Origin of the sequence: Helicobacter mehlei, from assembly GCF_003660265.1 — a bacterium.
In the GTDB taxonomy this organism is placed as follows: domain Bacteria; phylum Campylobacterota; class Campylobacteria; order Campylobacterales; family Helicobacteraceae; genus Helicobacter; species Helicobacter mehlei.
The window spans coordinates 12,826-35,164 of the sequence record NZ_QXQP01000003.1 but is presented as its reverse complement, the minus strand read 5'-3'; the positions used below and the strand labels follow the sequence as shown (position 1 = coordinate 35,164).

The following is a 22,339-nucleotide window of genomic DNA, read 5'->3' as shown; positions in this document are numbered from 1 at the left end:
GATGGACTTAATGGTTAGCATTGTGGTGCCACAAGGTGAGATTTTTGCCGGTCAAGTGGATCGCATCACTCTACCCGGAGCAGAGGGTGAATTTGGCGTGCTCAAAGGGCATAGCAACATGGTTTCTTTGCTCAAAAGTGGGGTGGTTGAAATTGAAAGGGAACAGCAAATTAGTTTGATTGCGATCAACTGGGGGTATGTTGAAGTCAAGCATGCGAGCGTGGATATTTTGGCCGATGGGGCAGTGTTTATCAAGGGTGACGATGAGGTCTATAAGGCTAAAAAGCTCCTAGAAGATGCCACTTCCGATCGCATCGCAATTTCTAGCGTGATCGCCAAAATTGAAGCACATGGTTTAAGGTAGCCGTCGTGATCGCTGACTTTTTTAATGAGAGTGGCTGGGTAACCATTGCGGTGATCGCTTTGCTTTCACTGTATTTTATTTTAACCTTGTGGATATTTTTTTACAAATATATTTCCATTAAAAGCAATATTATGCGTGAGAAGGATTCCCTAGAAGCCATTATTGATGGCCGCCAAGAGATGCCTAACTTCAAGTTATTTAAAGAAATTGGCGCACGGGTATCCCACGAGCTCTTGTCTGTGTGGAAGGGGCAGGTGCTCAAGCAAAATACCACCGGGTTAGTGGTGCTGAGTATCGTGGCTTCCACCGCACCCTTTGTGGGCTTGTTTGGAACAGTGGTGGAGATTTTGAATGCCTTTGGGCATTTGGGCACAGGTGGGCAAGTCTCTTTTGAGATCATCGCCCCGGTCATCTCAAAAGCCCTAGTAGCCACTGCAGCGGGCATTTTAACCGCTATTCCGGCTTATTCCTTCTTTTTGATCTTAAAGCGCAAAGTCTATGATCTGTCCGTGTTCGTGCAAATGCAAATTGATGTTTTGGTAGCCAAAGAGAAGTAATGTCTTATGTAGTAGATGATTGGGACAATGACAAACCAGAACTGAATATCACACCCTTAGTGGATATTATGTTGGTTTTGTTGGCGATCTTGATGATCACCACGCCCACCCTCACTTACCACGAATCGATAGAATTGCCCAAAGGTTCCAAAAACACCAACACCCCTAAGAACAAGATTTTGGAAATCCGCATGGACATTAAGGGCAATATTTACATCAATAAAGACACCTACCAACTTGCCTCCTTCCCCAAAGCATTTTTGCAAATTGCTACCCAATACCCTAAAAACACCCCCGTTTATATCCGAGCCGACAAAGGCTTGATCTACGATCACATCATTTTTTTACTCAAAAATATTAGAGAGGCGGGCTTTCATAAGGTTTCTCTAGTAACCAGTGCGTGATGAAAAACCAAGTTCTCTTTGTGGGATCGGGATTTTTGGCATGCATAACCTATGCGTTTTTATTAAGTCTGCTTTTAATACAAATCCAAACCCCTAAACCTACCCCTACGATTTTGCAAACTATGGATATTGATTTTTTAGTCGAAACTCCTGCTAAGTTGCCTGCACCCAAAGAGACCCCTAAACCCATCCCAACCCCTCCCAAAAACACCCCTCAACCCGACCAAAACCCCTTTAAACAAGACTTGGGCGTGCAAGATGTGTTTTCATCCATTCAGGGGTTTAAACATGCCCCACCCAGCCCTAAAAAAGCCACACCCCCGCCTCAGCCTAGCGTGAGCAAGGAGCAAATCCAGCAAATGCGGCAAGCTCAAGAGTTATTACAAGGGATTCAATTCAACCAACACCAGCAAGCCTTTAAGGATTTGCAGAGCAGTTTAAATAATTTTCAGGAGCATTTGCAGGTCATTAAAAATAAGGACATTGATTTCCAAGTGCCCCAAAAAGAAAACACATCGGATCAAGAATTTAAAGCTTGGGTGCAACAAATTTACAAAATCCTAGACGATCAATGGCATTTGCACTTTTACCAAAAAACCCAAGCAAGTGTGATAATTTACATTTCAGAGGAGGGCAAACTGCAGTTTAGCGTGGTCAAACCCTCTCCTTTTGCCGATTTTAACCAACAAGTGTTCACCTTCTTAAGTGCCCTAAAAAACAAAACCTTCCCCCCCTATCCGGGCAGACGGGCGATCACTCTCCAAGTTAATTTTAAAACAAAGGATTAATGATGCGGATTTTATGGCTTGTGCTGTGCGCCTCGTGCCTCTTTGCTGCCGATGCGGATTTAGATATTATCAAAACCATTCAAAAACTCTCTAAAGTTGAAGTGCGCTACACCAACCCCCAAAGCCCCTATCTCAAAAAAATTTACACCATGCTCTTAGCCGATTTGAAGATCAGTGGGCATTTTAAAGTCATTACGGGCGGGTTGCAACAACCTAACAACCCTAACTACAATGCGCTAGCTTCTCAGGGTGTGCGCCTATTGGTCGAATTAAGCATGGAAGAGCCCACTCAAGTTAATGTCCGTATCCATGATGTCCAAAACAAGAATATTCAGAGCATTAAGGATTATGCCTTTGAGGATAAAACCCTCTACCCCTTCATCGCCCACCATGTGGCAACAGATGCCCATGCTAGTCTAAACTTGCCCTCTGTGGCTTGGATGAATCGCCTAGTGGTCTTTGCGCGCTATATCGAACCCGGGGTTACCAATATTGCGGTGGCAGACTACACGCTGACCTACCAAAAGGACATCATCCAAAACAATTTGTTAAATCTCTTCCCCAAATGGGCCAATACCGAACAAACAGAGATCTATTATACGCAATATCTCCAAGAACCCACCATCGTTAAATACAATATCCAAGATGGCTCTAGTGAGGTCATTGCCCAAAGCGAGGGGATGGCTGCCGTTTCTAGTGTAAGTCCTGATGGAAAAAAATTGCTTTTAACCCTAGCACCCGAGGGGCAATCTGATATTTTTTTATACGACACGGCCAAAAAAACCCAAGAACGCTTGACCCAATACAGCGGGATTGATGTTTCTGGTATTTTTATCAACCATGCCAAGTCCATGGTTTTTGTCTCCGATCGATCTGGTCAGCCAAATATTTATATCAAAAAGCTTAACCCCAATGCTCCCGCCGAGCAGGTGGTCTATTATGCCCAAAATAACGATTCGGTGAGTGCTTTTGGAAATAAAATTGCCTTTGTGAGCCGTGAAGAACGCGATGAGAATGGACAAAGTGCTTTCAATCTCTACATGATCACGCTCAAAAGCAACCATGTCCGCCGTTTGACTGCTAGCGGAGTCAATCAAATGCCCCACTTCTCTGAAGATGGCAAGGCGATCATGTTTGTCAAAAAAGCAGCCCAACAAAGTGCGCTAGGTGTGATCTTGCTAGATTATAACCAAAGCTATCTTTTTCCGCTGAAGGGCATTAACATCCAATCCTTTGATTGGTGATCACTGGTTTTTTAAAGTTTTGTTATATAATCAAGAAAATTAGTTTCAAGGATGGTTATGAATGCAACGATGAAGGGAGTTCTTTTGCTTGGTTTGTTAGTTGTGGGCTGTGCTGGTCGCCATGTGCCCCCGGCAACTTTACCTCCTGAGCAACCCACACCAGCTCCACAGCCCGCCTTTAAGCAGGATCAGACCATGCAAAAAGAGCAGGTGCAACCCCAACCCACACCAGCTCCACAGCCCGCCCCACAGCCACAGCCAGAACCCCAACCCGCTCCAACCCCAGAACCCCCCAAGGCTACTTTCCCTAGTGGCACGATCATTGGAGAAATTTACTTTGACTTTGACAAATACAGCGTGCGCACAGACATGCAAGATGTGATCGATGAGAGTGTGCAAAAGATTAAAGATTCACACATGAAAGTCCTCTTAGAAGGCAATACGGACGAATTTGGCACGGGCGAATATAATTTTGCATTGGGCTTAAAACGTGCCTTGAGCGTCAAGCGGGCTTTGATTGTCAAGGGCATTCCCAAGGAGACGATTAAGATTGTCAGCTATGGAGAGACCAAGCCAGCATGCCAAGAAAAAGTCAAAGAGTGTTACCGCAAGAACAGAAGAGTGAATATTAAAGTGGTGGATTAGGTGGGTGTTGTGGTGTCCCGTTTTGGACTGTATGTAGGGCTTTTGGGGGTTCTTTGTGCCGAGCCCTCTGCTTTTGATTTGCAGAGTGGTGCGACCAAACAAGAGCTCAACACGCTCAAATCCAGTAACCGGAATTTAGAAAATATCCTCACCACTCTACAAAACCAAACCGATGCGCTTTCACAACACCAAGATGGGCTCAATAATCTTTTTAAAGGCCAAGCAGCCAAGTTGCATGACTTCTCCACAACGCTAGAGAGCCACGATCAAGCCCTCAAATCCTTGAAGGCAACCCAAGAGATGCAAGCAGACATGCTCAAAAGCCAAGCCAACTTGTTAGAAACCCTCAAAACCCAAGTGGAGAGCAATAAAAACGCCCTCCAACAACTCGATCAAAAAATTGCCGCTACCAACCAGCTCATCACGCAGATGAATACCGATTTTGCTAGTAAGTTGGCAACTATCCAAAAATCCATTGATGATCAAGCGCAGGCAAATGCCCAAAAACTCCAAGAGCTTGCCCGCATCCAAGAAAAGATAATCCAAGAAAAAACCACCCCCCCCCCAAGTCCCTACCCCACCATCCCAAGCTCCAGCTCCAGCAACTACCCCCTCCCCCCAAACCCCGCCCGTGATCGTCCCCACCTCCTCCTCCCCCTCCAAAGAGTCCGCTCCCCAAGTCCCGCAGTCCTTTATCAAAGATTATGGCAAGCGCAAAGAGATTTTTCAAGAGGCTTTGAAACTTTTCCGCCACAAGCAACACGAGCAAGCGGGCGCACGGTTTGAGTGGTTGGGCGAAATCAAGTACCGACCTGCCTATAGCTATTACATGGCTGGAGAATGCGCCTATGAACAAAAGCACTACACCCAAGCGATTAGCTTTTACAAGCATAGTGCCCTCATCAAGGATAAAACCACCTACATGCCCATTTTGCTTTGGCACACCGCTTGGTCTTTTGGGTTTTTGAAGGATCAGGCTAATTTTGAACGATTCATGCGCTCTTTAAGCCAACTCTACCCCCAAAGCGAGCAGGGCAAAAAAGCCACTGAGATTTTGCAAAAAAGGCAGAAAACAGAGTCCAAACACTAGGTTTATGCTACAATAGCCCACCTAAAAAGAAAGGACATCTAATGCAAGAACAAGCACAAGTTGCCATCATTGAATACCAAGTACGCGATCAAGCCACCCAAGAAATTTTAGATTCCAATGTGGGGCAAAAGCCCCTAGAGTTTTTGATGGGTGCTGGACAGGTGATTGTAGGGATTGAAAAGGCAGTTTTGCATGCCAAAGTGGGCGAGAGCTTTAGTGTTGCCATCCCCCCCCATGAAGCCTATGGCGAATACCGCACCGATTATCTCCAAGAAGTCCCCAGAGATCAGTTTGAGGGGATTGAGTTAGAGCGGGGCATGACCCTCTTTGGACAGGGCGAAAATAACCAGAGCGTGCAGGTGAGTGTGAAAGATTTTAGCGATAAAATGGTGATGTTGGATTATAACCACCCCTTAGCAGGCAAGGAACTGGTTTTTGATCTCAAGGTACTAGGCTTTAGAGAGGCCTCTGAACAAGAGATTTTGCGCGGGCATGGCGGGGGTACTAAAAAATGTTGCGGGGGTGGGTGTGGGTGCTCACACTAGAGTGCACCTAGTTTTTCTAGCAAGCTAGCCTCATCTAGGATTTCAATTCCTAGCTTACGCGCCTTTTCTAGCTTGTTCCCGGGGTTTTCTCCGCAAATTAAATAATCTGTCGTTTGGCTCACCCCTGTTTGGACATGCGCGCCGAGTTGCTCTAGGCGACTAACCACTTGTGCCCTAGGCTGGCTTAAAGTGCCCGTGATCACCACATTTTTACCCGCCAGAAAAGAAAAAGATGGTTGGGATTTTGGGGGGGTCCGTGGCTGGATGCGCTCTAAAAGTTCTTGGATCAAAGAAATATTTTGGTGGGCAAAATCCACAAAACAGTTCGCCATTTGACTCCCAAAACCCTCGATCGCTTGGATTTGCTCCACACTCTGCAAAAAAACCTCCAACCCGAAAGTTTGGGCTAATTTTTGACTGGCTGCTTTGCCGATATGCTCGATTCCTAGCGCATTGATAAAACGCCACAGCGGGGCGTGCTTGGTGTTGGCAATGCTCTCTATGAGATTTTGAGCCTTTTTGTGTTTCCAGCCAGGCAGAGCTAGCAAATCTTCTAATTTGAGATCGTAAAGACTGGCAATATTGGAAAGTAAGCCCCTTTGATAGAGTTGATCGACGCTTTTTTGCGCCAAGCCCTCTATCTCTAAGCCTTCTTTAGAGGCAAAATAAACGAGACTTTTTTTGATCCGTGCTGGGCAAGTGGTGTGCGTGCAGATCAAAAAAGGTTCTTGGCTAGCCAACTCGCTTTGGCACTCCGGGCAATGCGTGGGGGGGGTGATGGGGGTTTGTGTACCATCACGCAAGTGGGTTAAGGGCTTAATAATCTTGGGGATCACATCCCCGCTCCTAATCACCACTACGACATCATTTAGGCAAATATCTTTTTTTTGCACTTCGGTGTAATTGTGCAGAGTAGCCCTAGAAATAGTCGCACCCTCCAATTCTATAGGCTCTAAAAGCGCTACAGGTGTTACCACCCCGCTACGCCCCACTTGTGGCAATACCCCTAATAAGCGGGTGTGTTTCTCTAGGGCAGGGAATTTGTAAGCAATCGCAAAACGCGGGGCTTTGATCGTCCAACCCAATTCTTCTTGTAAGCCCCAATCATCAATCACAATCACCATCCCGTCCATTTCAAAGGGGGCTTGGGCACGCTTGGCTAATAACTGACTATAGGCTTGTTGGATTTGTCCAGCGTTTTGGCAGGCGATAAACTCTAGGTTCAAAAAACCCCAGCTAATCACTTGATCCATCATCGCCTTAAAACTTGGGTTACTAGAATCGATATGCCCTAATCCCCAAGGTAAAAAGCTGAGTTTACGTTTGGCAGCGATGCTGGAGTCTAATTGGCGTAAGCTCCCCACAGCAGCGTTCCTAGCGTTAGCAAATAAGGGTTCTTGTCGTTCTAGGCGTTGCTTGTTGAGGGTAAAAAAATCATTCTTTTTGAGCACTACCTCCCCGCGAATCTCGATAGGCTTTGTGTAGGGGATGTTGAGCGGGATAGATTGAATCGTTTTGGCATTATGGGTTACAAGCTCGCCCTCTGTGCCATTGCCGCGCATGGTAGCACTCTGCAATTGCCCGCCTTCATAGTAGAGATTGAGTGATGCGCCATCAAGTTTGGGCGAACAAGTGAAGGTGGCATTGGGATAGTCTTTGAAAACGCGGCTAAGCCATGTTTGCAACTCGGTGCCATTAAAGACATTGTCCAAGCTCCACATACGCACCAAATGCACTTTTTTTGGCAAGTGATCCAAAATAACCCCGCCCACACGCTGGGTGGGCGAGTGGGGCAAAATCTCTTGGGGGTGCTTGGCTTCATACTCTAGGGCTTGGCGGTAACACGCATCATACTGGGCATCGCTGACCAAAGGATCGGCCAAGACATAATAATGATGTGCCCACTTGACCAACTGGGAAACCAAGAGCTGGTAGCCCTTAAAAGTTTGTATCATTTGCTAGCTCTTGCTATAATGGCGTTAATTTAGGGTAAATTTTATCTCTTTTTAGGTTAAAATAGCTTGAGCGACTATATCGCCTAAAGGATAGTTTTGATTAGCGACATTGATAGCACCATTTCTTTACACCTCAATAACGAAGCGCAATTCTTGTGTTTCACGCTAACGAGCGATGGAAACAACGATGCCGAATTGTATGGCATTAATATTTTTAAGATCCGCGAGATCATCCATTATGATGGTGATGTAACTGAAACGGTGGGGGGCAATGAGGGCATGATGTTGGGTTTTTTGACTATTCGGGGTGAATCTGTGCCCTTAATTGATGTGGGGCGTTGGCTCTACTACGATGCGCGCATGCCCAATCGGGATTTGAGCACTTCTTCTGTGCAGAGTGATAAAAACTTGGTCATTGTGTGCGAGTTTTCGGGGTATGTGGTGGGTTTGAAGATTTTTGCAATCAAGCGGATTGTGCATAAGAGTTGGGGGGAGATCAGCGTGGGGGACAAGCAGGGTTTTGATGCGGGGGGGAAGGTGAGTGCAATCACGCGTTTTGAGCAAGAGCGGGTGATTCAGATTTTAGATGTCGAAAAGATGTTAGTAGAGACTTTCCCGGCGATCCAAGAATTAGACTTCCTCAAAACCCAGTTTGTTGAAGCGGTGCAGAGCGATAAAACGATCTTTATTGCTGAAGATTCGCAAGTGGCGATGAAAAATTTAGAAAAGATCGTGGAGAGTTTGCATTTAAAATACGAAACCTTTCCTAATGGGGATGAGCTCTTGAAACGGCTTTTTTCAGACAACATGATCGATGAGGTCGGGGCGGTGATCACGGATTTAGAAATGCCGGTTGTATCGGGCTTTGAGGTGCTCAAGCGCATTAAAGCCGACGCGCGCACCAAGCATTTACCCGTCATCGTCAATTCTTCCATGAGTAGCGAATCTAATAAACAACTTGCCGACTCGTTACACGCTGATGGGTTTGTGATCAAGTCCCATCCTCATGAGATCCAAGAACTCTTACAAGGATATTTAAAAAAATAATAAAGGCAACGCATGCTGAGGACGCAATTATGTGCAGAGGTGGGGGTAGAACATATCCAAAAAAAGGTGGAGTTATGTGGGTGGTGCAATAACTACCGCGACCATGGGGGTGTGGTTTTTATCGATCTGCGTGATAAAAGCGGGTTGGTGCAACTGGTCTGCGATCCTAGTTCGCCCGCCTACGAGCAAGCTAGCTTGGTTAGGCATGAAGACGTGTTGGTTATAGAAGGTGTAGTGCGCCCTAGGGGAGAGGGCTTAGAAAATCCCAAGCTCAAAACGGGCAAAATCGAGGTGGTGTTAGAATCTCTGCGACTTGAAAATAAAAGCCTAACCCCACCCATTGCCATAGGCGATCCAAGTGTGAATGAGGATCTGCGTCTGCAATACCGCTTTTTGGATTTGCGCGCCCCTAGGGCTTATGAGATTTTTAGAATGCGTAGCAAGGTGGCTAAAGCCGTGAGGGATTGTCTGGATCGCCTAGACTTCTTGGAGATTGAAACTCCCATGCTCTCTAAAACCACCCCCGAAGGGGCGCGCGACTTTTTAATTCCTAGCCGTGTGCATGACGGGGCATTTTTTGCCCTGCCCCAAAGCCCCCAACTCTTCAAGCAAATTTTAATGGTAGCGGGCATGGATCGCTATTACCAAATTGCCAAATGTTTTAGAGATGAAGACTTGCGCGCTGATCGCCAACCCGAGTTTACCCAAATTGATGTGGAGATGAGTTTTTGCACTCAAGAAGATGTCATTGGAGTTGCCGAAACGCTTTTAAAAGAAGTCTTTGCCAATGTGGGCATAGAGGTCAAACCCCCCTTTAAACGCCTAGATTACCATGAAGCGATGGAAACCTATGGGAGCGATAAGCCCGATTTGCGTTTTGGGTTGCCCTTAGTGGAGGTGGGCGATCTGTTTTTGGATTCTAGCAATGAGATTTTTAAAACAATCGCCAGCGATCCCAAAACTAACCGCTTTAAGGCTTTGAAAGTTCCCGGTGGCGATGGTCTGCTCACCCGCAAGGATTTAGGTCAAGCGGAGGAATTTGTGCGCCAGTTTGGGGCTAAGGGGCTAGCCTATATCCAAATCAAGCCCGAAGGGGCTAAGGGACCCTTGGTCAAATTTATGCCACCCCACTCTTTGCAAACGCTTTTGGATCGCTTGCAAGCTAAGAATGGGGATATTATTTTCTTTGGCGCAGGCGAGAAAAAGATCGTATTAGATTACATGGGGCGTTTGCGCTTGAAATTGGGTGGCGATCTCAACCTGATTGATTTAGATGCCTTTAATCTGCTTTGGGTCGTGGATTTTCCCATGTTTGAGCGCAACGAAGGGAAGTTAAGTGCCGCCCACCACCCCTTTAGCCTACCTAAAGACATTGACAACCCCAACCCTGAGGAAGTCCAGTCGGTAGCCTATGACATCGTGTTAAATGGCGTGGAACTGGGCGGGGGGAGCATGCGTATCCACAAAGAAGAAATCCAAAAAAAGGTCTTTGAAATCTTGGGCATTGGCGCGCAAGAGGCGCAAGAAAAATTTGGCTTTTTGCTGGATGCCCTGCGTTATGGCGCACCCCCCCATGGGGGCTTTGCGATTGGTTTTGATCGTTTAATCATGCTCTTAGCCAAGGTGCCCAGTATCCGTGATGTGATCGCCTTCCCCAAGACTCAAAAGGCAACTTGTCTATTAAGCCAAGCCCCTAGCCCCGCTAGCGAGGAACAATTAAGAGAATTGCATATCCGTTTAAGAAACCCCAAAAAAACCTAAAGGAGATCAATGAAATCTTTATTTTTAATCATCGGAGCCCCGGGTAGCGGGAAAACCACAGATGCACAACTAATCATGGAGCGCAATCCAGACACCATGGTGCATTATTCTACAGGTGATCTGTTGCGTGCTGAGATTGCTAGTCAAAGTGAGCGGGGGCAACACATCGCTCAATTTACCAGCAAGGGCGAATTAGTGCCCCTAGAAATTGTCGTGGATACCATTATCCATGCCATTAAAGGGGCTAACAAAGATGTGATCATCATCGATGGCTATCCGCGTAGTGTAGAGCAAATGCACGCTTTGGATCGCGTACTTAAAGCCCAAGAAGAAGTGAAATTAAAAGGCGTGTTTGAGGTCAAGGTCAGCGAAGCAGTGGCCAGAGAGCGTGTTTTAGGGCGTGCGCGGGGCGATGATGATAAAATTGAGGTTTTCAACAACCGCATGCAAGTTTATTTGAAACCCCTAGAACATTTGGTGGAGTTTTACAAAGTGCAGGAAGTGCATCAAGTTATCAATGGTGAGCGCGCCATTGAAGAAATTGTAGGCGATTTGCAAGCGCGTATCCAAGAAAACATTTAAGGAAAAACATGGACATCTCAAAAATCCCCACTGGGAACAACCCCAATAAAGTTAATGCGGTGATTGAAATCCCCTACAACTCCAATATCAAATATGAGGTCGATAAAGAGAGTGGTGCGGTTTTGGTGGATCGAATCATGTATGCCTCTATGGTCTATCCAGCCAATTATGGCTTTGTGCCCCACACCTTGAGTCTCGATGGCGATCCAGCCGATATTTTGGTGCTAGGTGAAGACCCTCTGCAAGCCGGGAGCGTGATCCCTTGTCGTTTGATTGGCGTGTTGGTGATGGAAGATGAAAGCGGGATGGATGAAAAACTCTTGGCTGTGCCCCTAGAAAAGATCGACCCGCGTTATGCCAAAATCCAAGATTTAGAGGATTTGCCCCCCATTGTGCTCCAAAAAATCAAACATTTTTTTGAAACCTACAAGGATTTAGAGCCCGAAAAATGGGTCAAGGTCAAGGACTTTGGCAATAAGAGTAAAGCCCAAGAAATTTTGCAAAAGGCGATTGAGAATTACCAAAAATAGGCTTTAGTTATGTAAAATCCGTGCAAGTCTTTTAGAAGGATTTGTCGTGGGCTTGCGCATTTTGGCGTGCTTTTTGGCTACTTTTGTAGCAAATGGCTTGGCGCGTTTTGGGTATGTGGTGTTGATCCCTTTGCTCATCCTCTCTGGGAAACTAAGCGAAAACCAAAGTATCCAGCTGGGCATTGCGGTGATGGTTGGTTACATCTTTGGAAGTGTGACTTTAAGTTTCTTGCAAAAGTATCTCTCTTTAGAAAGTATCGCTAAAATTAGTTTTTTAGTAATTGCCCTCAGCTTTTTTGCTTGCTTTTTTGATTATTTACCCTTTGCTTGGAGCTGGGCCTGGCGTTTTTTAGCTGGCGTGGCTTCATCGTGTTTGATCGTCTTATCCGCTCCTCTGTGTTTGCCCTTTGTGCCCGAATACAAGCGATCCATGGTCAGTGGGCTTGTTTTTAGCGGGATTGGGGTCGGGGCTGTCTTTAGTGGCTTCATTTTGCCCCATTTTGCCCATGCGATCCACTTTGCATGGATTTTCTTAGGTGCAATTAGTCTATTTGCCTTTGGTCTGGCTTGTTTTTCACTAAGGACCCTGCACCCTGCTAAAACGGCTACCAAACACGATCACCCTTTTAAAATCTCCTATTTTTTTGCTCTCTTGCTGGTTTCAGTCGTGTTAAACGCCATTGGTTACTTACCCCACACGCTTTTTTGGGTGGATTATTTGGTGCGTTTTTTGCACTTTAGCAAGGAGAGTGCGGGGACTTCGTGGGCATTTTTTGGCTTTGGCGCGGCTTTGGGGACAATATTAAGTGCCTGGCTAGCCCAACGGGTGGGCTTAAAAAACGCCTCCAGCATTATTTTAACCCTTAAAACCCTCTCTTGTGTCTTGGCAGCCTTTTCAACCAATCTCTACTGGCTCAATCTCTCCATTTTTCTCATGGGATTGGGCACAACGGGGAATTTGACCTTGACTAGCACCATGGCTTTTCACATCATGGGCAAAGAACATTTTGTCCAAGCCTCTAGCGTGATCACCTTGAGTTTTGCCATCTTCCAAGCCCTTTTTTCTTTTATCTTCACTTGGGCACTCGGGTCGGTGAGCTTTTTTGCTATGTTTGTGGTGTGTGGGCTTTGTTTGCTAGCCAGTCTGCTCGTGCTCTTGCCCCTCCCCCAACATTTATTTAAGTCTTAATCCATGACCATCATTTTTGCCAGCAACAACGCCAAAAAACTCCAAGAACTGCGCGCGATTTTGTCCGAATTTGAAGTCCAGAGTTACCGCGTCTTTTTGGAGCCTCTAGAGGTGGTTGAAACAGGGGCTAGTTTTAGTGAGAATGCCCACCTCAAGGCACGCGCCATTTATGATCGCCTCCCCCATAAAAACGATCTGTGTGTCTTGGCTGATGATAGCGGTTTATGTGTGGATGCTCTCAATGGAATGCCCGGAATTTTTAGCGCACGCTTTGCAAACATTTCTGAAAATGCCCACCAAATCGCCCAAGGGCATTTTGCGACCCCACAAAAAGACTCGGAGGATACAAGCAATAATCTCAAACTCCTGGCTTGTTTAAAAGAGTTGGGGATTAGCCAGTCTAAAGCTTCTTTTGTGTGTGTCATGGCGTTGTGTATGCGTGTGGGTGGGGTGTTGCAAGAAAAAAGTTTTAGGGGGGAGTGCAAGGGCAAAATTTGCCAAGCCCCCCTAAACCCAAAAGCCTTTGGCTACGATCCACTCTTTATCCCTAAGGGGCACACCCTAACTATGGATCAAATTCCAGAAAAAAACACCCTCTCGCATCGCTTTTTGGCTTTGCAACAATGCAAGGAGTTTTTAAAGCTCTATTCTTAACCCTTACTTGCACCAACGGCTTGAGTTTTTATTCTCCCCACGCCCAGCACAAAGAGTAAAAGTAGCAAGAGTAGGGCATATTGGCACAAAAGCCCGCCAAAATGCCCCAAAGAGAGCAAGAGATTGATTTTAGGATAGCTAGTGATCCAGTTAGAATAACGATCCCAACTGAGTGCCAACAAACCCGCCCCAATGATATTGCCCACTCCCACTAGCATAAAATGAATCTGCCCCTCCATGGCCCTAAAAAGCCATCCACATTCACATCCACCGGCTAGCACAATGCCAAAACCAAAGAACAAACCCCCAATCAAAATCCCCGGGGAAGCCCACATGATTTTTGCCGGAACGCCCAGTTGGATATAGCCAAACACCCCGATACTAGCGATCATCATGCCCACAACCAACGCGCAAGCCGGACCTGTCTTGCCCCACACAAATAAATTTCTAAAAGCACAAGTGAAGCAAAATTGTGCCCGGGCAATCACAAAGCCAAAAAACCAGCCAAAGCCTATCGCCCATGCCAGCGTGGCTAAGGGAGCGCGCCAAGCTAGAGCAATCACACCGACAAACACTCCTAAACCCAAGATGACCCCAACTTTAAGGGGCAAAACAACCCCTAGAGATTTGGGGCAACTTACAGGACGCACAATTTTAAGCCCCAAATAGATACCCGCTAAGCTAGCCCCCGTAAAAAACCACGCATGCAAGCTAAATTGGGGAATACCCGTCATAAAACTTGCCAAATTACAGCCCATCCCCAGTCTAGCCCCAAAGCCTGCTAAAACACCCCCCAGCAAGGCACGCATAAAATGTGGTGCATATCTGAGGCGCACACCCCCACGCCATAGAGCCGCACAAAAAGCCCCCCCAAACATCCCTAAAACCATCATCCCATCCACGCGTTCCAAAACACCACCCGATAAGCCAATGATTTTAAAATAGCCCAAGTGGGCTGTATCCACGCCCAACAAGTCTAAAATATGAGCACTCCAACGGGTCAATTCTCCCGTAAGTGCCCAGTAGGTACCGGTTAGACCAAAGTAAAAGACAGAAGCCACGCAGAGAGTCAAGGCACAAGGTAAAAACGCCCATTTCTGTGTGAAAAAACGCACGCAAAACCCTAAAATGAGAATACGCCCTAAAAGCGTGTCAGCCAAACTGGCCCATTAAGAAGAAAGCTATTCTAACAAAAATAGTTGAATATTGGGGTTAGCCAAGGGGCTTCTAAGTGAGTTAAAGAGTTATTGATCTTGCTCACCTATGTTCTTGAGCATACAACAAGCGCAAATCATTCAGGGGGGTTAGTTGCCCTTTGTGTTTTGTGTAAAAATAGTCCCAACCATTGTGGTTGATTTTGTTGAGAATCTTGGCACTCATTTTGTGGATGGAGAGCACCACCCCGCTACTATCTTGCACATGTCCGCTAGGCAAAACTTGGCATTGCTCCACCCCACTTGGGGAATATAAAGCCTGCCCCACTTGCAAATACCCTGAATTGACTAAGGTTTTCATCGCCACTTTGGGGGGCTTGCTCTCATGCTCTAAAGCACTGAAAGAGTCCATAGATACAGGTATTTTGGCTATCCGCTCTAAAGCAGCTTGGATGTAAATAGGGTCTTTTTCAATGCCCAAGAAGTTACGCCCCAATCTTTTAGCCACCGCCCCTGTGGTGCCCGTACCAAAAAAGGGGTCTAGGATTAAGTCCCCTGGTTTTGTTGCCATTAAAAGCAACTTTTCTAAGAGCTTTTCGGGCTTTTGGGTGGGGTGGAGCTTACACCCCTTGGTGTCTTTGAGTCTTTCAGCCCCCACACATAGGGGGATTTCCCAAATGGATTTTTCTTGCTTGCCCCCATTGAGGGCTTTTAAGGTTTTGTAATTAAAAGTGAAGGGGGTTTTTTTATCCCTAGCACACCAAAGCAAGCTCTCATGGGCATTGCATAGGCGATTGCCATTAAAATTGGGCACGGGATTAGATTTTGCCCAAATGATGTCATTAATCACCCAAAAGCCTAAATTTTGCATCAAAGCCCCTAAGCGATAGATGTTTTGGAACGAGCCAATGACACAAATACTCCCCCTTAAAACCCGTTTGCACTCTGTTAGCCATGCCCCACAAAAGCTATCATAGTGGGCAAAGTCTTTAAATTTGTCCCACTCTGCAACCACGCCACTAAACTTCGCCCCACCCACTCTTAAAAGCTCCCCTGAAGTTTGCATAAAATAGGGCGGGTCGGCAAAGATAAAATCCACACTGCTACTGGGCAAAGTCTTTAAAAGGGCGACACAATTACCCTTTAAAATGATATTGGTTTGCAAGGAGCTTTAGCGTTCGATCACTTCGTACTTGAGACCTTGTTTGGCGAGTTCTTCTAAGAAAGGATCGGGGTTGAGCTGTTCTAAATTAAAAACCCCCTTGGAGTTTTCCCCACCCCAAATATCTTTGCAAATCATCATCGCCCCCACTACAGCGGGCACGCCTGTGGTGTAGCTGATCGCTTGCGAGCCGACTTCTTCATAACATTTTTGGTGATCGCACACATTGTAAATATAGATCCGTTTTTCTTGCTTGTTTTTATTGCCATGGATATAGCAACCAATATTGGTCTTACCCGTGGTCTTGCCCGCCAAGCTTACTGGATCGGGCAAGAGTTGTTTTAAAACCTGAATGGGCACGATCTCAGCTTGCCCCCCATTTGTGGTAGGCACTTGCACGGGCGCAATATTGAGCATCCCCACATTGGCCAAACAACGCATGTGGTTAAGATAATTTTGCGAGAAAGTCATGAAAAAGCGGATGCGTTTTAAGCCTTTGATGTGTTTGACTAGAGATTCCAACTCTTCATGGTAGAGCAAATAAGAATCACGCTCTCCAATCTCGGGGTAAGCCCAAGTTTGCTTGATCTCTAAGGGCTTAGTTTCTATCCATGTCCCATTTTCATAGTAACGCCCGGGTGCGCTCACCTCTCTTAAGTTGATTTCAGGGTTAAAATTGGTCGCAAAGGGGTAGGGGTGGTTGCCTGCATTGCAGTCCAAAATATCAATGTTATAGATATCATCAAAATAATGTTTTTGGGCATAGGCGCAAAAGACATTGGTTACCCCCGGATCAAACCCACACCCTAGTAGGGCAAAAATCTGTGCATCCCTATAAGCTTGATCAAAAGCCCACTGTTCCTTGTATTCAAACTTGGCAACACTGGGGTGTTCATAATTAGCAGTGTCCAAGTAATTGGTTTTAGTTTGCAAACAAGCTTGCATGATGCTCAAATCTTGATAGGGCAAGGCGATATTGAGCACCACTTTAGGCTGGTATTTTTCAATTAAAGCCACCACTTCCTCTACGCTGTCGGCATCTACTTGCTCACAGACGATCTCTCCCAAACCTTTGGCTTTGACACTGGCGGCAATTTGTTCGCATTTAGAAAGGGTGCGGCTAGCCAACACCACCCTCTCAAACAAATGGCGGTTTTGGCAGAGCTTGTGGGCTACCACTCTCCCCACTCCCCCCGCTCCAATTTGCAAGACTGTGAGCATTCTATCCCTTTATCCAATAATAGGTCTTTGAGTGTGCTATTATATACGAAATATTTTACCCTTTAATTAAATGGAGGTCTTGATGCAGACAATCTCGCTAGATGTTTATGGAACCTTAGTCTGTATGGTGGGCGTGTTGTTATTGGGGCGTTACATCATCTCCAAGGTCAAATTCTTACGCGATTATGACATTCCTGAACCTGTAGTGGGCGGTGTATTGGTGGCATTTGGCATTATGGTTGCCCACCATTTTTATAACTTTAAGCTGGTTTTAGACTCCAGTCTAAAGGAACCCCTAATGCTCACCTTTTTTATCACCATTGGCTTGAGTGCCGATTTTGCCTCTTTAAAGAAAGGGGGCAAAATGCTAGGCATTTTCCTAGTGGCAGTTGCTATGTTTGTGGTGTTACAAAACATGGTAGGGATTGGGATTGCGCGTTTAATCGGAGTCGATCCGCTCATGGGCTTGCTAGGGGGCTCAATTTCCTTGGTGGGCGGGCATGGCACCAGTGCGGCGTGGTCTGAAGTGCTCTCCAAAGCCCCCTTTAATTTTTCCCAAAGCCTAGAGGTGTCGATTGTGTGCGCCACATTTGGGTTAGTCAGTGGCGGGATTATTGGCGGACCTGTGGCGCATTATTTAATTAAAAAGCACCGCCTAGAACCCAGTGTCCAAGAGAGAAAAGAGCGCACAGAAGGTCCTATGATGGCTTTTGAAACCCCCAAACAAGAACGCCTGATCACGGCCAATAGTTTCGTGCAGAGTTTGGCTTTGGTGAGTATTGCCCTCTTGTTGGGGACTTTTATTGCCAAGCACACCAAAGCCCTCACTTTAGGCTCGATGACCTTGCCCACTTTGCCTACTTTTGTATGGTGTTTGTTTGTGGGGGTGTTACTGCGTAATCTTTTATCTTATTCTAAAATCCATAATGTTTTTGATCGGGAGGTGAGTGTAATTGGGAATGTGAGTTTGAGTTTATTTCTAGCCTTTGCCTTGATGAGCATTAATTTAATGGAATTGGTGAATTTAGCCCTCCCCATGGCGGCGATCCTCACCTGCCAAGTGGTGTTGATGATTCTATATAGCATTTTTGTAACCTTCCGCATGTGTGGGAAAAATTATGATGCAGCGGTGCTGAGTGCTGGGCATTGTGGTTTTGGGTTGGGTGCGACCCCAACAGCGATGGTGAATATGCAAACGGTTACCAATCACTACGGAGCTAGTCACATGGCGTTCATTGTCGTGCCCTTGGTGGGGGCATTTTTTGTGGATATTATCAATGCTCTGGCTATCCAAGGCTCTTTGAGCATGATTTTGCAACTCTTCCACTAATGTTAGAGATTAACCAACTTTGTATGCGCGCCTGTGTGGCTCGGGCTTGGGAGGTCCAAACACTAGCCTTGCCTAATCCTAGCGTGGCGTGCATGGTGCTAAGTGGTAGTCATGAAGTATTAGCCTTGCAAGCCCACCAAAAGGCAAATACCCCCCATGCCGAAGTCTTAGCCCTAGCCCAAGCCTTTAATACACTCAGTCCCACACCCATGCCGACTAGCATAGACCCATTAGATTGTGAGGCGACCTACCATTTTTTAGCCCAAAACCACAGCGGGCTTTTCAAAGACTGCACTCTATTTGTTACTCTAGAGCCTTGCGGGCATTTTGGCAAAACCCCCCCTTGTGCGGAGCTACTCGCCACAATCCAGCCTAAGTGCGTGGTGATTGGGGCTTTAGAGGAGAGCCAAAAGGCTAGGGGCGGGGTGGTTTGTTTAGAGGGTGCGGGCATTGAGGTGATTCAAGGCGTGCTTAAAGCCGAGTGTGAGAACCTCTTAATCCCCTTCAAATGCTTACAATCTAAAGGTTTTTTCAATCTCTTTAAGATCGCTATGCGCCTTGATGGCTCTTATGAGGGCAAGATTTCAGGGACTCAAAGCCAAACTTTCACCCACAACCAACGTGGGGTAGCTAACACGCTCATTATTTCGGGTCAAAGTGTCCGCACCGATCGCCCCTTGCTTGATCACCGCTTGGCTGACCCGCTTTATCAAAATAGACTCTGTGATGTGGCGATTTTAACTAGAGATTTAGCCCCCTTAGATCAAAGTATCCCTCTTTTTGGCGTGTCGGGACGTTGTGCTTGGGTGTGCCACCACTTAGAGGACTTGCCCCTTGATCGTGGCTTTAATCTCATTGAGGGCGGACTAGGGCTTTTAGAGGTTCTGCACGATCAAATCGACATGCTTTTAATCCACACCAACACCGCCCTAAGCCCCACAAACACCCCCATCCAGCACACTATTAACAAAAATTTTACCCCCCGTTTCACCCAAATTTGGGATCACGATGTGTTACTATGGCTATCTTGAGGTTTTACCAGCCCCTGCATGGTTATGCCTACAATAGTGCTAGCCTCTTTCTCGCCCATTTTGCTAAGGACTTCATCAAAAAGGGAGACACCCTTTTAGAAGTGGGGGCGGGCTGTGGGATTGTGGGGCTACTTTGTGCTAGGGAATTTGCTAACCCCCTAGATTTGATCGAGATTGACTCTAATCTAGCCTTTTTTGCCACGCTCAATAGCCAAAAACACCCTAAAGCCCGTGTGATCTGTGCGGATTTTTTAGATCACCCCTTTAACAACCACTACCATGCCATTATTTCTAACCCCCCCTACTACTATAAAAACAGCTTAGAGAGTGCCAACACCCAAAAGGCGCGCGCCACCAACCAACGCTTCTTGCCCTTGCAAGCCCTTTGCCAAAAAGCTTTTAAATTACTAAGACATAGAGGGTATTTGATTATGTGCTACCATGCCAATTTGACCGACATGCTCTTAAATACCTTGCAACAAGTAGGCTTTAAGGCGTTGTGTCTGCGTTTTGTGCATCCCTTTAAGGATAAAAAGGCGGCTTTGGTGCTTTGCTGTGCGCGCAAAAACTCCAAGAGTTTATTAGAGATTCTCCCCCCCCTCATCACCCACAACTCTAAAGCCCAGCAAGACAACACCCCCGAAGTGGCGCGCATTTACCAACACTTCAAAACCCATAGTATCAAGGCTGCCCTTGAGTGAAATTTTATGCGCCCATTGCCACCTACCATGCCCGCCTAAGGGGGCGATCAAACTAGAACAACCCCAACCCCTTTATTTTTGTTGCCATGGTTGCCAACAAGTCTTTTTGTTATTGCACTCCCTAAACTTGCAAACCTTTTATGACAAACTAGACAAGGGCACTTTAAGCCCGGTTACACCTGCACCTAATTATGATGAGGCGCGTTACACCTCCAAGCCCTTTTTGCAAACCTTCACCACGCATCTAGAAAATGGGGATTTAGAAGTCGCTCTTTTATTAGAAAATATCCATTGCAGCGCGTGTATTTGGCTCATTGAGCGGGTATTATTAAAACAAGAGGGGATTCAATCCGTGCAGATCAACTACACCACGCACCGCGCGTATGTCATTTTTGATCCCAATGCCACCCATATCCCCCATATCCTCAACACCATTGCCTCGATTGGCTACCATGCCAGCATTTACGATCCCAACACCCAAGACAAACGCGCTAAAAAAGAGCATGAGAGCCACTATATCGCCCTTGTGGTGGGGATTTTCTCCACCATGAATGTCATGTGGATTGCCATCGCCTCCTATGCGGGCTATTTTTCGGGCATGGACTCTAGCATGGCTTTTAAGCTCCATATCGCCTCGTGGATTTTAAGTAGCCTGACCCTCTTTATCACGGGGGCGGGCTTTTTTAGAGGGGCTTTTTATGGCTTAAAACATGGCTTTTTGGGCATGGATTTGGGCGTGAGTTTGGGCGCGCTAGGGACTTATCTTTACTCCATCTATGCGCTATTTAAGGGGCTAGAACCTTATTTTGAATCGGTGAGCATGATCATCACCTTTGTTTTTATCTCTAAATTTTTAGAACTCAAGGCTAAGATACGGGCTAATAGCGTGCTGGATGGTTTGCAAAGTAGCTTACCTGTGCAGGTGCTTTTGCTTAAAGAAATAGAGGGGCAGATTCAAAGGGTGCTTGTGAGCCCTGAAGAGGTGGAGGTGGGCGCGCACATAGAGGTTTTGGCTGGGGAGAGTGTGGCTTTAGATGGCGTGCTAGAGAGCGAGAGCGCACAGGTGAGCACCCAAGCGATCAATGGCGAAAATACGCCCACCACCCTCCAAAAAGGCGATCATATTTTGGCGGGCTACACCAACCATGCTAACACCTTCATTTACCAAACCACCATGCCTTTTAAACGCTCGTTGTTAAGCCAAATGGTGCAATTAGTGCAAAAAAGCTTTATGAGCAAGCCCGCAATCCAAGAGGATACCAATAAGCTAGTGCGTTATTTTGGCGTGGTGGTTTTAGCCATTGCGTTCTTAAGTTTTTTGGCATGGTGGTTTTTTGCAGGGGCACAAAGGGGCTTGGTCGTGGCGATTAGCGTGGTGGTGGTGGCATGCCCTTGTGCTTTTGCCCTAGCCACCCCCATTGCCCTGATCTTAGGCACTAACCGCGCTTTTTTACAAGGCGTGCTCATCAAACAAGCCTCTAGCTTAGAAACTCTAGCCAAAGCCACCCAGGTTTTTTTAGATAAAACCGGCACACTTACAGATTCTCTAAGTGTGCGGGCCCAGCACACCCACGCTCCCTATGATCCTAATTTGCTCCTAGCCTTGATCTGGCACAACAACCACCCCATCTCCCTTGCTCTCAGCACCTTTTTACAAGCCCAGCATGCACGCGCGGGGCTAGCCCTAGAGTCCATCACCCAAGAGATAGGGGGCTTAGAGGGAATCTATCAAGGGCATATCTTGCATGGGGGGAGTTTGGCTTATTTGCAAAGCAAGGGCGTAGAACTTGGGAATGCAGAGGGGGATTTTTTTTATAGTTTGGATCACCAACTCTTGGCTAGCTTTAGCTTGCATGCCCCCCTTAAACCCGATGCCCCAGAATTGGTCAGCCAACTTAAAAAAATGGGTTTGGGGGTGGAGATTTTAAGCGGGGATGCCTCTAAAGAGGTCTTTAACATCGCCCAAAATTTGGGCATTGCTTGCCAAGCCCCCTTGAGCCCGCCAGAAAAATTAGCCATTGTAAATCAAGCCATTGGCAACCAACAAATAGTCGTCATGGTGGGCGATGGGATGAATGATGCGCCTAGCCTGGCACAAAGTCAAGTTTCTATCTGCATGCACGCGGGCAATGACTTGAGTTTGATTTATAGTGATGTGGTTGTGTTGAATAATCGCTTAAGCAGTGTCTTAAAAACATTTCAGATCGCTAGGCATGCTTATAAAATTGCCAAGCAAAACCTCATCATTAGTCTCGCTTATAATGCGCTTTTGATTCCGTGTGCGGTGTGTGGGCTCATCAATCCCCCCCTAGCAGCCCTGAGCATGAGCCTAAGCTCGCTCCTAGTGGTGGGGAATAGTTTTAGATTGCGTGGTTAAAGTTAAGG

General features: G+C 46.5%; 23 protein-coding genes. 19 read left to right on the top strand and 4 right to left on the bottom strand.

Annotated elements, in window-relative coordinates:
* Nucleotide 1 precedes the first annotated feature (1 nt).
* Genes atpC through EAO36_RS01545 form a run of 9 tightly spaced genes read left to right on the top strand, consistent with a single transcriptional unit; the run spans nucleotide 2 to nucleotide 5,637 of the window.
* Nucleotides 2–364, top strand: a complete 363-nt coding sequence (gene atpC / locus EAO36_RS01585; RefSeq protein WP_162983070.1) for an ATP synthase F1 subunit epsilon — start codon at nucleotides 2–4, stop codon at nucleotides 362–364.
* Nucleotides 365–369: 5 nt separating this feature from the next.
* Entirely contained in the window at nucleotides 370–921 is a 552-nt protein-coding gene (locus tag EAO36_RS01580) for a MotA/TolQ/ExbB proton channel family protein (RefSeq protein WP_120955616.1), read from the top strand.
* Nucleotides 921–1,325, top strand: a complete 405-nt coding sequence (locus EAO36_RS01575) for an ExbD/TolR family protein (RefSeq protein WP_120948068.1) — start codon at nucleotides 921–923, stop codon at nucleotides 1,323–1,325. The genes EAO36_RS01580 and EAO36_RS01575 overlap by 1 nt, the downstream gene beginning before the upstream one ends.
* Nucleotides 1,325–2,113 carry a TonB C-terminal domain-containing protein gene (locus EAO36_RS01570; RefSeq protein ID WP_120948067.1) on the top strand — a complete coding sequence of 263 codons (789 nt, stop codon included), beginning with the start codon at nucleotides 1,325–1,327 and terminating at the stop codon, nucleotides 2,111–2,113. The genes EAO36_RS01575 and EAO36_RS01570 overlap by 1 nt, the downstream gene beginning before the upstream one ends.
* 2 nt (nucleotides 2,114–2,115) lie before the next feature.
* Nucleotides 2,116–3,357 (top strand): Tol-Pal system protein TolB, encoded by a 1,242-nt coding sequence (gene tolB / locus EAO36_RS01565; RefSeq protein WP_120948066.1) that lies wholly within the window; start codon nucleotides 2,116–2,118, stop codon nucleotides 3,355–3,357.
* Nucleotides 3,358–3,414: 57 nt separating this feature from the next.
* A complete protein-coding gene (locus EAO36_RS01560; protein ID WP_120948065.1) occupies nucleotides 3,415–4,002 on the top strand; it encodes an OmpA family protein in 588 nt (195 codons plus the stop codon).
* A complete protein-coding gene (locus tag EAO36_RS01555; RefSeq protein ID WP_120955615.1) occupies nucleotides 4,003–4,788 on the top strand; it encodes a hypothetical protein in 786 nt (261 codons plus the stop codon). It begins immediately after the preceding gene.
* Nucleotides 4,739–5,092, top strand: a complete 354-nt coding sequence (locus EAO36_RS01550; protein WP_235852336.1) for a tetratricopeptide repeat protein — start codon at nucleotides 4,739–4,741, stop codon at nucleotides 5,090–5,092. Before EAO36_RS01555 ends, EAO36_RS01550 begins: the two co-directional genes overlap by 50 nt.
* Before the next feature lie 41 nt (nucleotides 5,093–5,133).
* The gene (locus EAO36_RS01545) at nucleotides 5,134–5,637 is read left to right on the top strand and encodes an FKBP-type peptidyl-prolyl cis-trans isomerase (RefSeq protein WP_120955614.1); all 504 of its coding nucleotides are present in this window, start codon (nucleotides 5,134–5,136) and stop codon (nucleotides 5,635–5,637) included.
* Here the strand turns inward: EAO36_RS01545 and ligA are convergent.
* On the bottom strand, nucleotides 5,634–7,592 hold the full coding sequence (ligA, locus tag EAO36_RS01540) for an NAD-dependent DNA ligase LigA (RefSeq protein ID WP_120948215.1): 1,959 nt from the start codon (nucleotides 7,590–7,592) through the stop codon (nucleotides 5,634–5,636). The genes EAO36_RS01545 and ligA overlap by 4 nt on opposite strands.
* Nucleotides 7,593–7,688: 96 nt before the next feature.
* Here ligA and EAO36_RS01535 point away from each other — a divergent pair, with 96 nt between their 5' ends.
* Genes EAO36_RS01535 through EAO36_RS01510 form a run of 6 tightly spaced genes read left to right on the top strand, consistent with a single transcriptional unit; the run spans nucleotide 7,689 to nucleotide 13,355 of the window.
* Entirely contained in the window at nucleotides 7,689–8,639 is a 951-nt protein-coding gene (locus EAO36_RS01535; protein ID WP_120948214.1) for a chemotaxis protein, read from the top strand.
* Nucleotides 8,640–8,651: 12 nt separating this feature from the next.
* Nucleotides 8,652–10,400 (top strand): aspartate--tRNA ligase, encoded by a 1,749-nt coding sequence (aspS, locus tag EAO36_RS01530; RefSeq protein ID WP_120948213.1) that lies wholly within the window; start codon nucleotides 8,652–8,654, stop codon nucleotides 10,398–10,400.
* A gap of 9 nt (nucleotides 10,401–10,409) precedes the next feature.
* Nucleotides 10,410–10,982: an adenylate kinase gene (locus tag EAO36_RS01525; RefSeq protein WP_120948212.1), complete on the top strand. Its 573-nt coding sequence runs from the start codon at nucleotides 10,410–10,412 to the stop codon at nucleotides 10,980–10,982.
* 8 nt (nucleotides 10,983–10,990) lie between these two features.
* On the top strand, nucleotides 10,991–11,512 hold the full coding sequence (gene ppa, locus EAO36_RS01520) for an inorganic diphosphatase (protein ID WP_120948211.1): 522 nt from the start codon (nucleotides 10,991–10,993) through the stop codon (nucleotides 11,510–11,512).
* Nucleotides 11,513–11,564: 52 nt separating this feature from the next.
* Nucleotides 11,565–12,701 carry a YbfB/YjiJ family MFS transporter gene (locus tag EAO36_RS01515; RefSeq protein WP_205585517.1) on the top strand — a complete coding sequence of 379 codons (1,137 nt, stop codon included), beginning with the start codon at nucleotides 11,565–11,567 and terminating at the stop codon, nucleotides 12,699–12,701.
* 3 nt (nucleotides 12,702–12,704) lie between these two features.
* Nucleotides 12,705–13,355 (top strand): non-canonical purine NTP pyrophosphatase, encoded by a 651-nt coding sequence (locus EAO36_RS01510; protein WP_120948209.1) that lies wholly within the window; start codon nucleotides 12,705–12,707, stop codon nucleotides 13,353–13,355.
* Here the strand turns inward: EAO36_RS01510 and yedE are convergent.
* From yedE to EAO36_RS01495, 3 genes are all read right to left on the bottom strand, one after another.
* Nucleotides 13,352–14,515 (bottom strand): selenium metabolism membrane protein YedE/FdhT, encoded by a 1,164-nt coding sequence (gene yedE, locus EAO36_RS01505; RefSeq protein ID WP_185962940.1) that lies wholly within the window; start codon nucleotides 14,513–14,515, stop codon nucleotides 13,352–13,354. The genes EAO36_RS01510 and yedE overlap by 4 nt on opposite strands.
* A gap of 97 nt (nucleotides 14,516–14,612) precedes the next feature.
* Nucleotides 14,613–15,674 (bottom strand): DNA-methyltransferase, encoded by a 1,062-nt coding sequence (locus EAO36_RS01500; protein ID WP_120948208.1) that lies wholly within the window; start codon nucleotides 15,672–15,674, stop codon nucleotides 14,613–14,615.
* Between the two features lie 6 nt (nucleotides 15,675–15,680).
* Nucleotides 15,681–16,892, bottom strand: a complete 1,212-nt coding sequence (locus EAO36_RS01495) for a saccharopine dehydrogenase family protein (protein WP_120948207.1) — start codon at nucleotides 16,890–16,892, stop codon at nucleotides 15,681–15,683.
* A gap of 82 nt (nucleotides 16,893–16,974) precedes the next feature.
* Here EAO36_RS01495 and gltS point away from each other — a divergent pair, with 82 nt between their 5' ends.
* From gltS to EAO36_RS01475, 4 genes are read left to right on the top strand one after another with little or no spacing between them, the layout of a single operon-like run.
* Complete coding sequence (gene gltS / locus EAO36_RS01490; RefSeq protein WP_120948206.1) at nucleotides 16,975–18,222, top strand: sodium/glutamate symporter; 1,248 nt, start codon at nucleotides 16,975–16,977, stop codon at nucleotides 18,220–18,222.
* Complete coding sequence (gene ribD / locus EAO36_RS01485) at nucleotides 18,222–19,253, top strand: bifunctional diaminohydroxyphosphoribosylaminopyrimidine deaminase/5-amino-6-(5-phosphoribosylamino)uracil reductase RibD (protein WP_120955613.1); 1,032 nt, start codon at nucleotides 18,222–18,224, stop codon at nucleotides 19,251–19,253. The genes gltS and ribD overlap by 1 nt, the downstream gene beginning before the upstream one ends.
* Nucleotides 19,241–19,954 (top strand): tRNA1(Val) (adenine(37)-N6)-methyltransferase, encoded by a 714-nt coding sequence (locus tag EAO36_RS01480; protein WP_235852245.1) that lies wholly within the window; start codon nucleotides 19,241–19,243, stop codon nucleotides 19,952–19,954. Before ribD ends, EAO36_RS01480 begins: the two co-directional genes overlap by 13 nt.
* Nucleotides 19,947–22,331, top strand: coding sequence for a heavy metal translocating P-type ATPase (locus EAO36_RS01475; protein ID WP_120955612.1), 2,385 nt, complete (start codon nucleotides 19,947–19,949; stop codon nucleotides 22,329–22,331). Before EAO36_RS01480 ends, EAO36_RS01475 begins: the two co-directional genes overlap by 8 nt.
* Nucleotides 22,332–22,339 lie beyond the last annotated feature (8 nt).

Bases quoted from the DNA above. Each gene is read 5' to 3' on its own strand.
- atpC (WP_162983070.1), top strand. From the start codon at position 2: ATGGACTTAATGGTTAGCATTGTGGTGCCACAAGGTGAGATTTTTGCC.
- EAO36_RS01575 (WP_120948068.1), top strand. From the start codon at position 921: ATGTCTTATGTAGTAGATGATTGGGACAATGACAAACCAGAACTGAAT.
- EAO36_RS01570 (WP_120948067.1), top strand. From the start codon at position 1,325: ATGAAAAACCAAGTTCTCTTTGTGGGATCGGGATTTTTGGCATGCATA.
- tolB (WP_120948066.1), top strand. From the start codon at position 2,116: ATGCGGATTTTATGGCTTGTGCTGTGCGCCTCGTGCCTCTTTGCTGCC.
- EAO36_RS01560 (WP_120948065.1), top strand. From the start codon at position 3,415: ATGAATGCAACGATGAAGGGAGTTCTTTTGCTTGGTTTGTTAGTTGTG.
- EAO36_RS01545 (WP_120955614.1), top strand. From the start codon at position 5,134: ATGCAAGAACAAGCACAAGTTGCCATCATTGAATACCAAGTACGCGAT.
- ligA (WP_120948215.1), bottom strand. From the start codon at position 7,592: ATGATACAAACTTTTAAGGGCTACCAGCTCTTGGTTTCCCAGTTGGTC.
- aspS (WP_120948213.1), top strand. From the start codon at position 8,652: ATGCTGAGGACGCAATTATGTGCAGAGGTGGGGGTAGAACATATCCAA.
- EAO36_RS01525 (WP_120948212.1), top strand. From the start codon at position 10,410: ATGAAATCTTTATTTTTAATCATCGGAGCCCCGGGTAGCGGGAAAACC.
- ppa (WP_120948211.1), top strand. From the start codon at position 10,991: ATGGACATCTCAAAAATCCCCACTGGGAACAACCCCAATAAAGTTAAT.
- EAO36_RS01510 (WP_120948209.1), top strand. From the start codon at position 12,705: ATGACCATCATTTTTGCCAGCAACAACGCCAAAAAACTCCAAGAACTG.
- EAO36_RS01495 (WP_120948207.1), bottom strand. From the start codon at position 16,892: ATGCTCACAGTCTTGCAAATTGGAGCGGGGGGAGTGGGGAGAGTGGTA.
- gltS (WP_120948206.1), top strand. From the start codon at position 16,975: ATGCAGACAATCTCGCTAGATGTTTATGGAACCTTAGTCTGTATGGTG.
- ribD (WP_120955613.1), top strand. From the start codon at position 18,222: ATGTTAGAGATTAACCAACTTTGTATGCGCGCCTGTGTGGCTCGGGCT.
- EAO36_RS01480 (WP_235852245.1), top strand. From the start codon at position 19,241: ATGGCTATCTTGAGGTTTTACCAGCCCCTGCATGGTTATGCCTACAAT.